This window comes from Cupriavidus sp. IK-TO18, from assembly GCF_015549295.1.
Lineage (GTDB): Bacteria > Pseudomonadota > Gammaproteobacteria > Burkholderiales > Burkholderiaceae > Cupriavidus > Cupriavidus oxalaticus_A.
Genome location: NZ_JADGMP010000017.1, coordinates 1 through 13,355 on the forward strand (window position 1 = coordinate 1; position 13,355 = coordinate 13,355).

Annotated in this window: 14 protein-coding genes; 8 read left to right on the forward strand and 6 right to left on the reverse strand. The window is 69.0% G+C overall.

Features of this window, described 5'->3' with window-relative positions; all coding sequences use genetic code 11:
- From IPF36_RS15190 to IPF36_RS15220, 7 genes are all read left to right on the forward strand, one after another.
- A partial coding sequence (locus IPF36_RS15190; RefSeq protein ID WP_304524025.1) for a biotin/lipoyl-containing protein occupies nucleotides 1–786 on the forward strand: 786 nt, incomplete at its 5' end.
- Between the two features lie 149 nt (nucleotides 787–935).
- A complete protein-coding gene (locus tag IPF36_RS15195; RefSeq protein WP_195428572.1) occupies nucleotides 936–1,877 on the forward strand; it encodes a glyoxylate/hydroxypyruvate reductase A in 942 nt (313 codons plus the stop codon).
- Between the two features lie 56 nt (nucleotides 1,878–1,933).
- Nucleotides 1,934–2,869: a hydroxymethylglutaryl-CoA lyase gene (locus tag IPF36_RS15200; protein WP_195428574.1), complete on the forward strand. Its 936-nt coding sequence runs from the start codon at nucleotides 1,934–1,936 to the stop codon at nucleotides 2,867–2,869.
- A 21-nt stretch (nucleotides 2,870–2,890) separates the two neighbouring features.
- Nucleotides 2,891–3,391, forward strand: coding sequence for a YbaK/EbsC family protein (locus IPF36_RS15205; RefSeq protein ID WP_029047310.1), 501 nt, complete (start codon nucleotides 2,891–2,893; stop codon nucleotides 3,389–3,391).
- On the forward strand, nucleotides 3,388–3,822 hold the full coding sequence (locus IPF36_RS15210) for a thioesterase family protein (protein ID WP_133098125.1): 435 nt from the start codon (nucleotides 3,388–3,390) through the stop codon (nucleotides 3,820–3,822). The genes IPF36_RS15205 and IPF36_RS15210 overlap by 4 nt, the downstream gene beginning before the upstream one ends.
- On the forward strand, nucleotides 3,815–4,078 hold the full coding sequence (locus IPF36_RS15215; RefSeq protein WP_133098126.1) for a DUF1289 domain-containing protein: 264 nt from the start codon (nucleotides 3,815–3,817) through the stop codon (nucleotides 4,076–4,078). Before IPF36_RS15210 ends, IPF36_RS15215 begins: the two co-directional genes overlap by 8 nt.
- 11 nt (nucleotides 4,079–4,089) lie before the next feature.
- Nucleotides 4,090–5,013 (forward strand): MBL fold metallo-hydrolase, encoded by a 924-nt coding sequence (locus IPF36_RS15220; RefSeq protein ID WP_133098202.1) that lies wholly within the window; start codon nucleotides 4,090–4,092, stop codon nucleotides 5,011–5,013.
- Nucleotides 5,014–5,146: 133 nt separating this feature from the next.
- On the opposite strand, the gene IPF36_RS15225 is transcribed toward IPF36_RS15220, so the two are convergent.
- From IPF36_RS15225 to IPF36_RS15250, 6 genes are all read right to left on the reverse strand, one after another.
- A complete protein-coding gene (locus IPF36_RS15225; protein WP_133098127.1) occupies nucleotides 5,147–7,315 on the reverse strand; it encodes a TonB-dependent receptor in 2,169 nt (722 codons plus the stop codon).
- A 164-nt stretch (nucleotides 7,316–7,479) separates the two neighbouring features.
- Nucleotides 7,480–7,899 carry a hypothetical protein gene (locus tag IPF36_RS15230; RefSeq protein ID WP_255519786.1) on the reverse strand — a complete coding sequence of 140 codons (420 nt, stop codon included), beginning with the start codon at nucleotides 7,897–7,899 and terminating at the stop codon, nucleotides 7,480–7,482.
- Entirely contained in the window at nucleotides 7,889–9,160 is a 1,272-nt protein-coding gene (locus tag IPF36_RS15235) for a GTP-binding protein (RefSeq protein ID WP_195428578.1), read from the reverse strand. Before IPF36_RS15235 ends, IPF36_RS15230 begins: the two co-directional genes overlap by 11 nt.
- Nucleotides 9,161–9,450: 290 nt before the next feature.
- Nucleotides 9,451–9,870 carry an RNA polymerase-binding protein DksA gene (gene dksA / locus IPF36_RS15240; RefSeq protein ID WP_008642844.1) on the reverse strand — a complete coding sequence of 140 codons (420 nt, stop codon included), beginning with the start codon at nucleotides 9,868–9,870 and terminating at the stop codon, nucleotides 9,451–9,453.
- Nucleotides 9,871–10,475: 605 nt separating this feature from the next.
- Nucleotides 10,476–11,561 carry a GTP-binding protein gene (locus IPF36_RS15245; RefSeq protein WP_195428579.1) on the reverse strand — a complete coding sequence of 362 codons (1,086 nt, stop codon included), beginning with the start codon at nucleotides 11,559–11,561 and terminating at the stop codon, nucleotides 10,476–10,478.
- A 30-nt stretch (nucleotides 11,562–11,591) separates the two neighbouring features.
- On the reverse strand, nucleotides 11,592–12,098 hold the full coding sequence (locus tag IPF36_RS15250; RefSeq protein WP_133098131.1) for a Fur family transcriptional regulator: 507 nt from the start codon (nucleotides 12,096–12,098) through the stop codon (nucleotides 11,592–11,594).
- A gap of 147 nt (nucleotides 12,099–12,245) precedes the next feature.
- Between IPF36_RS15250 and IPF36_RS15255 the strand changes: the two genes are divergently transcribed.
- A complete protein-coding gene (locus tag IPF36_RS15255; protein ID WP_195428581.1) occupies nucleotides 12,246–13,145 on the forward strand; it encodes an alpha/beta fold hydrolase in 900 nt (299 codons plus the stop codon).
- The last annotated feature ends 210 nt before the right edge of the window (nucleotides 13,146–13,355 follow it).

Genomic DNA, 13,355 nt, shown 5'->3' on the forward strand with positions numbered 1-13,355 from the left:
CTGGCGCGGATGCGGCAGGCGCTGGCGGCGTATCACGTGGTCGGACTGTCGACCAACGTGGCGTTCCTGCAGCGGCTGGTCAAGTCCGAAGCGTTCCGCACTGCTGATCTGGACACGGGGCTGATCGATCGCAACGAGAAGACCCTGTTCCCGCCGCCGGCCCCGGTCGGCATGGAGATCATCGCGCTGGCGGTCGCCGCGCTGCTGGACCGCGAGGCGCGCGAACTGCGCATCGACGCCGCCGATCCGCACTCGCCGTGGACCCACGGCGGGGCATGGCGGCTCAATGGCGGCGTTTCGCGCCAGCTGCGCTTCGGCTACGGCGACCATGTGCTCGACGTGACGCTGAACACCAATGCGCGCGGCAGCACGCTGATCTATGCCGACCAGGCCGCGCCCTTCGCCAGCACCTGCCAGGCCGACGACCTGCGCGTCAACCTCGGCACCCGCCGTGCGCATGGGCAGGTGCACTGCGACCGCGAGACCTTCCATGTGTTCTATGGCGGGCGGCATGTCGCGCTGGCGTGGCTCGACCCGCTGGCCCACGCCGGCGAGGCCGAAGGCGAGGGCGGCAAGCTGACCGCGCCGATGCCGGGCAAGGTCATCGCGGTGATGGTCGAGGCCGGCAGCACGGTCACGCGCGGCACGCCGCTGCTGGTGATGGAAGCAATGAAGATGGAGCACACCATCAGCGCGCCGGCCGACGGCGTGGTCTGCGAAGTGCTCTATCGTGTCGGCGAGCAGGTGGCCGAAGGGGCGCAGCTGCTGGCGTTCGAGGGCAAGTAAGGGGCGCGTACGGTCCGGGTCCGGCCCGAAGCCTGACCCGGATCGCATTCCTCTGCCAAAATAGCCTTCTGGGTATCTGCTCACCCGTCGTTCCCGCCTGCGCGGGAATGACAGTCGATGCGCGCCCCGCAATATCCCCTGGAGACAAGATGAAGTTGCAGTTGTACGTCCCCGACGGCCGCTATGAGCCGTGGGTCGAAGGCTTTGCCGAAGCCCTGCCCGAAGCCGAATGCGTGACCTGGGAGGGCAGCCGCGGCGAGCCAGCCGACTACGCCGTGGTCTGGCGCCCGCCGGTGGAAATGCTGCGCGGCCGCACCGACCTGAAGGCGGTCTTCAACCTCGGCGCCGGCGTCGACGGCATCCTGCGGCTGCGCGACGAGGCACCCGATGCGCTGCCCGCAGGCGTGCCGATCGTGCGGCTGGACGATGCCGGCATGGCCGCGCAGATGGCCGAGTACGTCACCGCCGCCGTGCTGCGCTATTTCCGCAAGCTCGACGCCTACGAGGCGCAGGAACGCGCCGGCAACTGGAAATTCCTCAAGCCGCATCGCCGCGCCGACTTCACCATCGGCGTGATGGGCGTGGGCACGCTCGGCACCCATATCGCCCGCACGCTGGCCAGCTTCGGCTTCCCGGTGCGCGGCTGGAGCCGCACCGCGCGCGCGATCGAAGGCGTCAGCGGCTTCTATGGCGATGCGGGCCAGGCGCCGTTCCTGGACGGCCTGCGCGTGCTGGTCAATGTGCTGCCGCTGACCCCGCAAACCGAGAGCATCCTGAACACCGGCCTGTTCGCGCGGCTGGCGCAGGGCGCCTATGTGATCAACGTGGCGCGTGGCCAGCACCTGGTCGAGGAAGACCTGCTGGCCGCAGTGCAGTCGGGCCAGGTTGCGGGCGCCACGCTCGACGTGTTCCGCATCGAGCCGCTGCCGGCGGATCATCCGTTCTGGCAGGAGCCGCGCATCACGGTGACGCCGCATATTTCGGCGCTGACCCTGCGCGAGGACAGCATCGCCCAGATCGCCGGCAAGATCCGCGCGCTGCGCGCGGGCCAGCCGATTGCCGGCGTGGTCGACCTGCAGCGCGGGTACTGAGCGCCGCGGCACCCCACAACGAAGAACAGACAGCGAAGAACAGACAGGAGACGGCCATGACCATCCCGAACTACGTGAAGATCGTCGAAGTCGGCCCGCGCGACGGCCTGCAGAATGAAAAGGCCATGGTGCCGACCGACGTCAAGGTCGCGCTGGTCAACCAGCTGACCGACGCCGGCTTCGTCAATATCGAGGCCGCCTCGTTCGTCTCGCCCAAGTGGGTGCCGCAGATGGCCGATGGCGCGGATGTGATGGCCCGCATCCAGCGCCGGCCCGGCACGCTGTACTCGGTGCTGACGCCGAACATGAAGGGCTTCGAGGGCGCCGTTGCCGCCGGCGCCGACGAGGTGGTGATCTTCGGCGCCGCCAGCGAGGCGTTCTCGCAGAAGAACATCAACTGCTCGATCGCCGAGTCGATCCGGCGCTTCGAACCGGTCGCCGCCGCGGCAAAAGAGAAGGGCGTGCGCCTGCGCGGCAGCATCTCGTGCGCGCTGGGCTGCCCGTACCAGGGCGAGGTCCCGGTCAGCGCCGTGGTCGACGTGGTGCGCCGCATGCGCGAGCTGGGCTGCGACGAGATCGATATCGCCGACACCATCGGCGTGGGCACGCCGGTGCGCGTGCAGGAAGTGATGCGCGCCGCCGCCGCGGAGTTCGCGCTGGACCGGCTCTCGGGGCATTTCCACGATACCTACGGCCAGGCGCTGTCCAATATCCTGGCCAGCCTGGAAGTGGGCATCGCGATCTTCCACGCCTCGGTCGCCGGGCTGGGCGGCTGCCCGTATGCCAAGGGCGCGACCGGCAACGTGGCCACCGAAGACGTGCTGTACATGCTGCACGGCATGGGCATCCATACCGGCATCGACCTGGAAGCGGTGGTGCGCACCGGCGACTACATCTCGCAGGCGATCGGCCGCGCCAACAGCTCGCGCGTGGGCCGGGCGCTGCTGACCAAGTGGGCCGCCGCCAGCGATGCGGCGCCGGCCTGCGCCTGAGTCCAGAAACAAGGAGAACCCATGACGGCAAGTAACGAAGCGCTGCCCGAATCCGCGCAGCGCGTGGCGGACCTGCTGGCCGGACTCGGCCACGACCGCCCGGTGGTGATGCTGCCCGCCACCGGCAAGACCTCCGCCGAAGCCGCGGCGGGGCTGGGCTGCAGCGTGGCGGAGATCGCCAAGTCGATCATCTTCCGCCGCGTCGAGGACGATGCGCCGGTGCTCGTGATTGCCAGCGGCAGCAACCGCGTCGACGAGGCCAAGGTGGCCGCCCGCGTTGGTGCGCTGGGCAAGGCCGATGCGCGCTTCGTGCGCGAGAAGACCGGCTATGCCATCGGCGGCGTCTGCCCGATCGGCCATGCGGTCGCGCCGGTGATGCTGCTCGACCAGGACCTGTTCCGCTACGACAGCCTGTGGGCCGCCGCCGGCCATCCGCATGCGGTGTTCAACCTGACGCCGCAGCAGCTGCAGCAGATGACCGGCGCGGAGGTTGCCGACGTGGCCGCCGGAGCGCCGGCATGAGCCCCGAGCTACGTCCGGGGCTGACCTTCAGCTGGCAATACACGGTGCCGCCCAAGGCCACCGTGCCACGCCTGTACGACGATATTCCCTGCTGCCCGGAGATGCCCGACGTGCTGGCCACCGGCTACCTGGTCGGCATCATGGAATGCGCCTGCCTGCAGATGCTGCGCAAGCACCTGGACTGGCCGCGCGAGCAGTCGCTCGGCACGCTGGTCAGCTTCTCGCACCTGGCGCCGACGCCGCCGGGCATGACGGTGACGGTCAAGGGCCAGCTGGTCGAGGTGGACGGCCGCCGCCTGCGCTTCGAACTGAGCGCCTGGGATGGCGAGGACAAGATTTCCGAGGGCGTGCACGAGCGCCACATGATCGACGCGGGCCGCTTCAACGAGAAGGTGGCGGCCAAGGCGGCGCGGCAGCACAAACATGCCTGAAGCGCGCGCGGCAGCCACGCTTGCGGCATTGGCCGCGGAGCTTGCCGCGCAGGCCGCCCGGCTGGAATCGCCGGTGCCCTCGCCGTGCCGCAACGTCTGCCGCATGGACGCCGCCAGCGGCTACTGCGAGGGCTGCCTGCGCACCATCGAAGAGATCGCCGGCTGGTCATCGGCCAGCGACGAAGACAAGCGCCGCATCTGGGCGCAACTGCCCCGGCGCGCCGCCTGGCTGGCGGGCGAGGAGACACCCCCTTGAGCGAAGCATCGATGCCCGCATTGCCCGCATTGCCCGACACCATGCGCGTGTTCGAGCGCGGCTGGCTGTCGGCCAACAACATCCTGTTCGTCGATGGCGACGAGACCGCGCTGGTGGACACCGGCTACGTCACGCATGCGCCCCAGACCGTGGCGCTGGTCGCTTCCGCGCTGCAGGGACGGCCGCTGGTGCGCATTCTCAACACCCACCTGCATTCGGACCATTGCGGCGGCAATGCCGCGCTGCAGGCACGCTGGCAGCCGCGTACCGCGATTCCCGCAGCCGAAGCCGCGGCCGTGGCCGCGTGGGATACCGAGGCGCTCACCTACCGTGCCACCGGACAGCAGTGCGACCGCTTCGGCTTCGACAGCGTGCTGCACGATGGCGATGCGGTGACGCTGGGCGGCATCGACTGGCAGGTGGTGGCCGCGCCAGGCCATGACCCGCATGCGGTGATGCTGTTCGCACCGGGGCCGCGCATCCTGATTTCCGGCGATGCGTTGTGGGAGAACGGCTTCGGCGTGATCTTTCCCGAGCTGGATGGCGAGAGCGGCTTCACCGAGCAGGCGGCCGTGCTGGCGCGCATCGCGGAGCTCGATGCGCGGCTGGTGATTCCCGGTCACGGGCCCATGTTTACCGACGTCGATGCCGCGGTCGAGCGCGCGACCGCGCGGCTGCGTCACCTCAGCGCCGATCCCGCGCGCAATGCCAGCCACGCGGTCAAGGTGCTGGTGAAGTTCAAGCTGCTGGAGCAGCAGCGGATGGCGCAGGCGGAGCTGGCGCGGTGGATGGCGGAGGCGCCGTTGATGGTGCGGATTCGCGACCGGTTCATGCCGGGGCAGGAGATGGCCGGGATTTCCGCGCAGACGGTGCGGGCGCTGGTGGGAGCGGGCGCGTTGGCGGTGGAGGGGGAGTGGGTGGTGAATCGGGATTGAGGTGGTTGCAGGGCTTGCGCGATGGGAAGCGCCAGCCCTCTCCCCGGCCCCTCTCCCGCTTGCGGGAGAGGGGCCGGGGGATAGGACCGGCGTCTCAACGAAGTCGCGCCAGCCGCTAAGCCGCCACGCGGCCTCAAAACGACGTCCTGAACCCCACCTTCACACTCCTGCCAGCCAGCGGCGCGATATCCCGCAGGATCGACGTCGCATTGCGCGCATCCTGGTTGGTAAGGTTATCCCCGCGCAGGTACACCAGCGTCTGCGTCCCGGCCACCTTGAACTTGTAGGTCAACGCCAGGCTTAGCAGCGTATATGCATCGGTCGGTGTGTCGTTGCTCGGCACGCGCGTCTGCTTGGCCGCGTACGTGACATCCACGCGCGCGCCCCACGGCCCCGCGCCATACACCAGCGCACCGCCCAGGCGCAGCGGTGCCAGCCGCGGCAGCGGCTCGCCGGTGTCGCGGTTCTCGCCACGCACGTAGTCGGCGCGCGCCTCGAAATCCAGCGTGTCGCTGGTGGTCAGCATCTTCTGCAGCAGCCGTGTCTTGCCCTCGGCCTCGAAGCCGTACAGCGTGGCCGGCACCCCCAGGTACTGGAACTCCGGCAGCGAATCCGGGCTGCCCGGGGCGACCACGTCGCCGGCCTCGTCGCGCGCGCGGCCCGTGGCCGACAGCGCCAGGTAATTGGCAAAGCGGCTGTAGTAGCCCGACACGCCCGCGCTGTGCGCCCCCGACTTGAAGCGCACGCCCAGGTCGATCGAGGTGGCGCGCTCCTTGTTGGCGTTGGGGTCGCCCAGCTCCCACGAGCCGGTGGCCACGTGCGGGCCGTTGGCGTACAGCTCGTAGAAGGTCGGCGCGCGTTCCGTGTAGGACAGGTTGCTGGTCAGCGACCACGCCGGGTTGACCTTGTACAGCAGGCCGGCCGAGGCGCTGGTGGCGTTGAAGCTGCGGTTGGCGTCGGCAAAGCGGTCGTTGCCGTTGGCGCTGGCCTTGATGCTGCTGTGGTCGAGCCGGCCGCCGAAGTTGAGCTTGAGGTCGCCCGACGCGGTCAGCGGCAGTTCCTCGAACAGGAACAGCGCGGCGTTGTCGGTATTGGTGCTCGGCACGAACGCTTCTTCGCCCAGCGCCGAGAAGTCGGTATGCCCGAACTGCGTGCCGATCACCCCCGTCATGTTGCCGATCTTCGCGTGCCTGGCCTCGAAGCGCGCGTCCCAGCCGCGGTTCTTGAAGATCGTGCCGGTCTCGCCGCCCTCGATCTCCTTGTGCTCATAGTCGGTGTACCCGAACTTGCCCTTGACCGATTCGATCCAGCCGCCGGTGGTGCCGGCCAGGTTGCGCGCCTCGCCTTCCAGCGCGAAGCGGTCCTGCTTCATCTTCAGCCGCACGTCGTCCTCGGCGGGCGTGCCGTAGTCATTGCGGTAGGCGCTGTAGTTGGCGCCGACAAAGCCATCGGCCCAGGTGTAGGAGCCGCCCAGCGAGCCCCCCTGCTGATCGGCGCTGGTGTTGGGCAGGCGGCCGTAGGCCTCGCTTTCACCCTCGGGCAGGGGCTCGGCGGCGCGCAGGCGGTCGCTGCGGGCGTAGCCGGGGATGCGCAGGTCGCTGGTCTTGCGCGCGAACGCGTCGGCATGGACCGCGAACTGGCCGTTGCCGGCCTCGATCAGCGCGCTGGCATTGCGGGCCTGGTCGCCGCCGATGGTGCCGCTGGCATCCACGGCGCCGCCTACGCCTTCGATCGGCTCCTTGGGGATGCGGTTGTCGATCACGTTGACCACGCCGCCAATGGCATTGCCGCCGTACATCAGTGCGGCCGGGCCGCGCACCACCTCGATGCGCTCGGCCACCAGCGGATCCAGCGCCACCGCGTGGTCATAGGACAGGGTCGAAGCGTCGACGGTGCTGCCGCCGTTCTGCAGCACCTTGATGCGGTCGCCGTCCAGGCCACGGATCACCGGGCGGCTGGCATTGGGGCCGAAGTACGTCGATGACACGCCGGGCAGCTTGTCGAGCGTCTCGCCCAGCGTGCTGGCCTGGCGCACGGCCAGCGCGTCGCCGCCCAGCGTCGAGACCGGCGCGACCATGTCGTTCAGTTCGCTGCCGAGCGGGTTGGCGGTGACGACGACTTCGCGCAGCGTGCCGGTAGCAGTGGCGGTGGCAGGAGCGGTTTCGGCGGTGGCCGCAGGCGTGGCGGTCTGCGCGTGCGCGGGCGCTGCCAGGGCAGCGAGCGAGGCGGTCAGGGAGGCGGCAATGGCCGCGAGCGGGGTCAGGCGAGGGGCGCTGTTTTTCGTGCAGTTCTGTTTGGACATGGCGCGCGTAACGAAGCAGTGGCAATCAGCCCCGGGCTGGGCACGGCTGCATGGCGTGGCGTGGCGCGAGCCGCCCCGTATGGGACGGCCGCACCAGGCGGGCGGCAGGCGTTCAGCTCAGGAAAATTCGAAAGCCGGGCACGCGGCGATGGCCGCGTCCCGGATCAGGCGAGGGCGATGGCCGGCGCCGGTGGCGCGCGCGAATGGAAGGGGTGGGCGGCGGGCAGGTCGGGCCAGCGCCAGGCGAGGTTGGCAGGCTTGACCGGCTTGCCGAAGGCGAGCCGCGGCAGCGGCAGCTTGCCGCACAGCGTGTCGGCCACCGTGGCGCCGTCGAACAGCACGCAGGAGTGGCCGCTGAATTTCTGCGCCAGTGGATGGGAATCGGTATCGGCGTTGGTCGCGTCGGCCTCGGCCGGCGTGACCGACGTGACCGACGCGGCTGCGCTGGTCCCCGGCAGCCCGCCGTGCACGATGCGGTGGGTCAGCCCGGCATGCTGCGCCAGCAGCAGGCATAGCGCCAGCCACAGCGCGAGCCACAAGCCCGGGCCGTGCGCGCGCAGGCGGGTGAACCAGTCAGTGCGCATGGGGATGGTGCGGCGCGCCGCAGCCGCAATCGGCGCCATGGTCATGATCGTGGCCGTGGCCGTGGCCGTGGTCGTGTTCGTGGTCCTCGTCCAGCTCGTCGACCCACGCCGGGAACGGATCTGCGTAGTCCGCCCACGCCTGCGTGCCTGCCGCCATCTCGGCATCGTCCAGCAGGCAGGCATCGAGCCGCGCCGCCAGCGCGGCAGCGTCCAGGTCCAAGCCGATCAGCACCAGCTCCTGGCGGCGGTCGCCAAACGGTGCCGGCGCGCCGTCGACCTGCATGTCGGCCTCGATCCCGGCACGGTCGGCGTCATCGGTCGGCCACTCGGCCGGGTCCAGCGCAGACCACCAGGCGCCGGCGCCGCCGTGGCGGCATACGCCGCCGGCCTGGTTCCAGTCGCCGGCGGTGTCCATGCGGCTGGCCAGCCAGAACAGGCCCTTGGAGCGCAGCACGCTGCCTTGTTCGCGCAGCCATTCGGTATGGATCAGGTCGGCAAAGCGCTGTGGATGGAACGGGCGGCGGCGCCGGTACACCAGCGTCGACACGCCGCTGTCCGGCTCCGGCGCCGTGCCCTGCAGGGCAGCCAGCCAGCCGGGAGCATCCGCGGCGGCGGCGAAGTCGAAGCGGCCGGTGCCGGACACCCGCTGCGGCGGCACGCTGCCGAAGCTGGCCTCGACGATCTCGGCGCGCGGGTTCAGCGCATGCAGCACCGCGCGCAGCCGCGCCAGCTCGCCGGCACTGGCGAGGTCGGCCTTGTTCAGCACGATGACGTCGCAGAACTCGACCTGCGCGGCCAGCACTTCCGCGACGGTGCGGTCGTCTTCCGGGCCCTGCGCCAGGCCGCGGTCGGCCAGGAAATCGGCTTCGTTGAGGTCGGCGAGGAAGGTGGCCGCGTCGACCACTGTCACCAGCGTGTCGGGCTGCAGCGCGGCATCGGGGCCGGCGCCGTGCTCGGCCTCGAACAGGAAGCCCTCGGCGATGGCGAGCGGGTCGTCCCGGCCATCGGCCTCGACCAGCAGCGCATCAAAGCGCCCTTGCGCGGCCAGCCGCGCGGCTTCGGCCATCAGCGTGCCGGCATCCGGCAGCACGGTGGCCTCGCAGCCGGGCGGTAGCGGCGCCAGCGTCTGGCCATCCTGCGCGCCGCAGACCAGCACGGCCACGCGCCCGCCGGCGCCTTGCGCAAGCAGGTGGTTCAGCAGCGTGGTCTTGCCGGCGCCGGTAAAGCCGGACAGCACGGTGACAGGCAGGCGATCAGCCATGGCAGGAGAGCGGAAAGGTGGCGAACCGGCGGCGCAAGCAGGGATTGCAAGCAGGGACTGCAAGCAGGGGCCGCAAACAGGCGCGCACCCGGTTGTTGCAACAAAGTTGCGAATTTACCAGAAAGCCCCGGCCGGCGACAGCGGGACGATTCTCATCATGGTAGGCCGTGGCCGGGCCACGACAAGTGCAGCGGTGCCCCGCGCTTGACCACCAATGCAAACGGCCCGGATAAACCGGGCCGTCGTGTCGCGGCTGCGCCGGCCAGGCAGGCCGGCTCAGTTGCCGGGCTTCAGTCCCCGAACAGCTTCTGGCGCAGTTCGCGGCGCTGCTGGGCTTCCAGCGACAGCGTCGCGGTGGGCCGGGCCAGCAGGCGCGGAACGCCGATCGGCTCGCCGGTTTCCTCGCACCAGCCGTAGTCGCCGGACTCGATGCGCTGCAGCGACTGCTCGACCTTCTTCAGCAGCTTGCGCTCGCGGTCGCGCGTGCGCAGTTCCAGCGCATGCTCTTCCTCGATGGTGGCGCGGTCGGCCGGATCCGGCACGATGACGGTTTCGCGCAGGTGTTCCGTGGTCTGGTCAGCGTTCTTCAGGATTTCGTCACGCAGCTGCTCAAGGCGATTCTTGAAGAAGGCGAGCTGCGCCTCGTTCATGTAATCCTTGTCGCTCATCTTCAGGATTTCAGCTTCAGTCAGAAGTTTGTTGCTGCTCATGGTTGCTGCTGATTCTCTTGTTGAGGCGGCCGGCGGCGTCTGGGTCCGCTCGGATTCGCTGTCCGTGCGCTTGCGCGCCACGGTCGTTTCACTCTGGCTGGCTGCAGTCTTGCTGCTTCGCGGGCCTCCCTTCGTTGCGCCCGCTTCGGCGTTCGCCGTACTGCCGCGGGGAGCGGGCGCGGCCTTCACAGGCTGCGCCTTGAGCGTCTCTGCCGCTGCACTACCTGTCTTGCTGCGGCTTTCTTTCGTCTTCGTTGCGGCTGTCATGGGACACCTCTCTCTCGCGTCAGTCAGTGACGGCGCGCGCCGAGGTACCCCTAGCGGAAAGGCGGTCTCCGCACGAAGCACTGCGACCGCACCTGCCCGGCGGCCTGCCTCATGCTGACGACGACCGCCGCCCTGCGGCCCGCCTGTTCAGCGGACCATACCGGCGGCGGAAAAAAGGTGCGCCACCGGTATCAAATCCGGCCTATTGTACTTGAACAAATTTTTCCGAGATACGGGGGAAAGCCAGCCAGCACTTCGGTATTTCCCCGGTACCCCGAACGGGGGTGGCCGTGAACGGTGTCCGAAGGTAGGGACCGCGCATGCGGCGGTCCGTGCACTCAGGCCAGGCAGTTCTCCAGGCCCTTGAGGATGGCGTCCCGCGGCAGGTCCACGCCGATAAATACCATCTTGGTGCCCGGCGTCTCGTCTTCCCACTTGGCGCCGATATCGCTGCCCATCAACTGGTGGACGCCCTGGAACACGACTTTCCGGTCCACGCCCTCCATATATAGTACGCCCTTGTAGCGCAGCAGTTTCTCCCCGTACACCGCCAGGATCCCCGACAGGAATTCCTCCAGCTTGCCGTAGTGGAAGGGCTTTTCGCTGCGGAAGACGAACGACGCGATGCGGTCGGTATGGTGGTGGTGATGGTGGTGGTCGTGCCCGTGGCCATGGTGGTGGTCGTGGTCATGGCCGCAGTCGGTGCCGAAATGCTCGCCGTGCTCGTGGTCATGATCGTGGTCATGATCGTGGTCATGCTCGTCGGCGCGCAGGAATTCTGGGTCAAGCTCCAGCTTCTCGTTCAGGTTGAAGCCGCGCAGGTCGAAGATGGTGTCGATCGGCGTCTCGCCGAAATGGGCGGGGCGGATCGGCGCGCGCGGGTTCATGTGCAGCAGGCGGTGGCGCAGCTCGGCCACGTCGCCCTCGCTGACCAGGTCGGACTTGGTGATGAAGATGGCATCGGCAAAGCCCACCTGGCGCTGCGCCTCTTCCTGCTTGTCCAGCTGCAGGTGCGCGTGCTTGGCATCGACCAGCGTGATCACCGCGTCGAGCAGGTAGCGCGAGGCGATTTCCTCGTCCATGAAGAAGGTCTGCGCCACCGGGCCCGGGTTGGCCACGCCGGTGGTCTCGATCACCACGCGGTCGAAGTCGATCTCGCCGGCGTCGCGGCGCGTCAGCAGTTCTGACAGCGCCTGCACCAGGTCACCGCGGATGGTGCAGCAGATGCAGCCGTTGCTCATCTGCACGATCTGTTCGCGGCCGTCCTGCACCAGGATCTCGTTGTCGATGTTTTCCTCGCCGAACTCGTTCTCGATCACGGCGATCTTCATGCCGTGCTGCTCGTTCAGGATGCGCTTGAGCAGGGTGGTCTTGCCGCTGCCGAGGAAGCCGGTCAGGATCGTGACCGGGGTCAGTTTGGACATTTGTTGTTCTCCGGGAAATGAGAGTGCCGGTCAGTGGGCGGCGGGCGTACGCTTGCCGCACTCGGCGCAGACGCCGTTCACGGTCAGTTCGACATGTTCGATGGCAAAGCCGCTGGGCACGCGCGGCGCGGCCGGCTGGGCCGGGGCGCTGGCGTCGTCCAGGCAGAAAGTGCGGTCGCAGCGGGTGCAGTGGAAATGGCTGTGCTGGCGGTGTTCCTGCGCGCGCGCGGCCTCGTGCTCGACCAGGCTGAAGCGGAACACGCGGTCGTTGCCGGCGCGCTTCTGCGCCACGCCTTGCTCCACCAGCCAGTCCAGCACGCGGTACACGGTGACGCGGTCGATGGTCTCGCCCTGCTCGGGCAGGTGGTCGATCACGGCCTGGTGGGTCAGCGCTTCGTCGCTGCCGATCAGGCAGGCCAGGATGCACAGCCGCGGCTGCGTCACGCGCGCGCCCAGTTGGCGCAGGCGCTCGTGGGCGGCTTCAAGGATGGCGGGCGCCGGTCCAGGGGCCGGCCCGTCCGGGCTAATGCGGGTCATGGGCCGATTTAACCATAGGCCCACGGTTGATGCAATTCAGTTGCAACGGTCCGTGGATGCGCCCGGTAGTCCCCGGTAGTCACGGGCGGCGCCGAGGGCGGGGTTTGCGCCTATGATCGACAAGCGACCCAGGAGCGGAGACAAGCCATGCTGAACGACGCCAGCGCGCTGCTGTTCCCTAATTTCGAGCCCTTCCGGCACCGCATCGGCGAGGTCGAGATCGCCGGCGTGCAGGGCGGCTCCGGCCCGCCGCTGCTGCTGTTGCACGGCCATCCGCAAAGCCACCTGATCTGGCACCGGGTGGCGCCAACGCTGGCCGACCACTTCACCGTGATCGCCACCGACCTGCGCGGCTACGGCAGCAGTTCGGCGCCGCCGGGCAACGCCGGGCATGAGCACTACAGCAAGCGCGCCATGGCGCAGGACCAGGTCGGGCTGATGGCGAAGTTCGGTTTCACGCGCTTTGCGCTGTGCGGCCACGACCGCGGCGCGCGCGTGGCGCACCGGCTCTGCGCCGACCACCCCGAAACCGTGAGCCGTGCCATGCTGCTCGACATCGCGCCCACGCTGGCCATGTACGAGCGCACCAGCATGGCCTTTGCCGCGGCCTACTGGCACTGGTTCTTCCTGATCCAGCCCGCGCCGTTCCCCGAGACGCTGATCAACGCCGAGCCCGAGTTCTACCTGCAGAAGCTGGTCGGCCTGCGCCACGCCGGCCCGAGCCCGTTCGCCCCGGACGCGATGGCCGCCTACGTGGCGGCCATGCGCGACCCGGCGCGGGTGCACGCCATGTGCGAGGACTACCGCGCCGCCGCCACCATCGACCTTGAGCACGACCGCGCCGACCGCGAGGCCGGACGCCGGCTGGCGCTGCCACTGCGCGTGCTGTGGGGCGAGCACGGTGTGGTGGCGCGCTGCTTCGAGCCGCTCGGGCTGTGGCAGGAGGTAGCCGCCGATGTCAGCGGCAAGGCGCTGCCGTGCGGGCACTACCTCCCGGAAGAAGCCCCCGAACCGCTACTTGAGGAAATGCTCGGTTTTTTCAGTTGAGCAGCGCCACATGTCGCAAAAGCGTGCCTTTGCGGCCGATCCCTGCCTGTTTTCCGGATTTCCCGCCATATGCCGCGGATTGCAGGCGGGTTAGCCCCTATACCTGCGCATTGTCTGGAGTTGCTAACATCATCCCCCGCCCTTGCGGTTTACCGCAGGGGCAGCGGCGCCAGCCGGTCATGGTCCAAGCGCGGCTAGTGAGACCGCGCC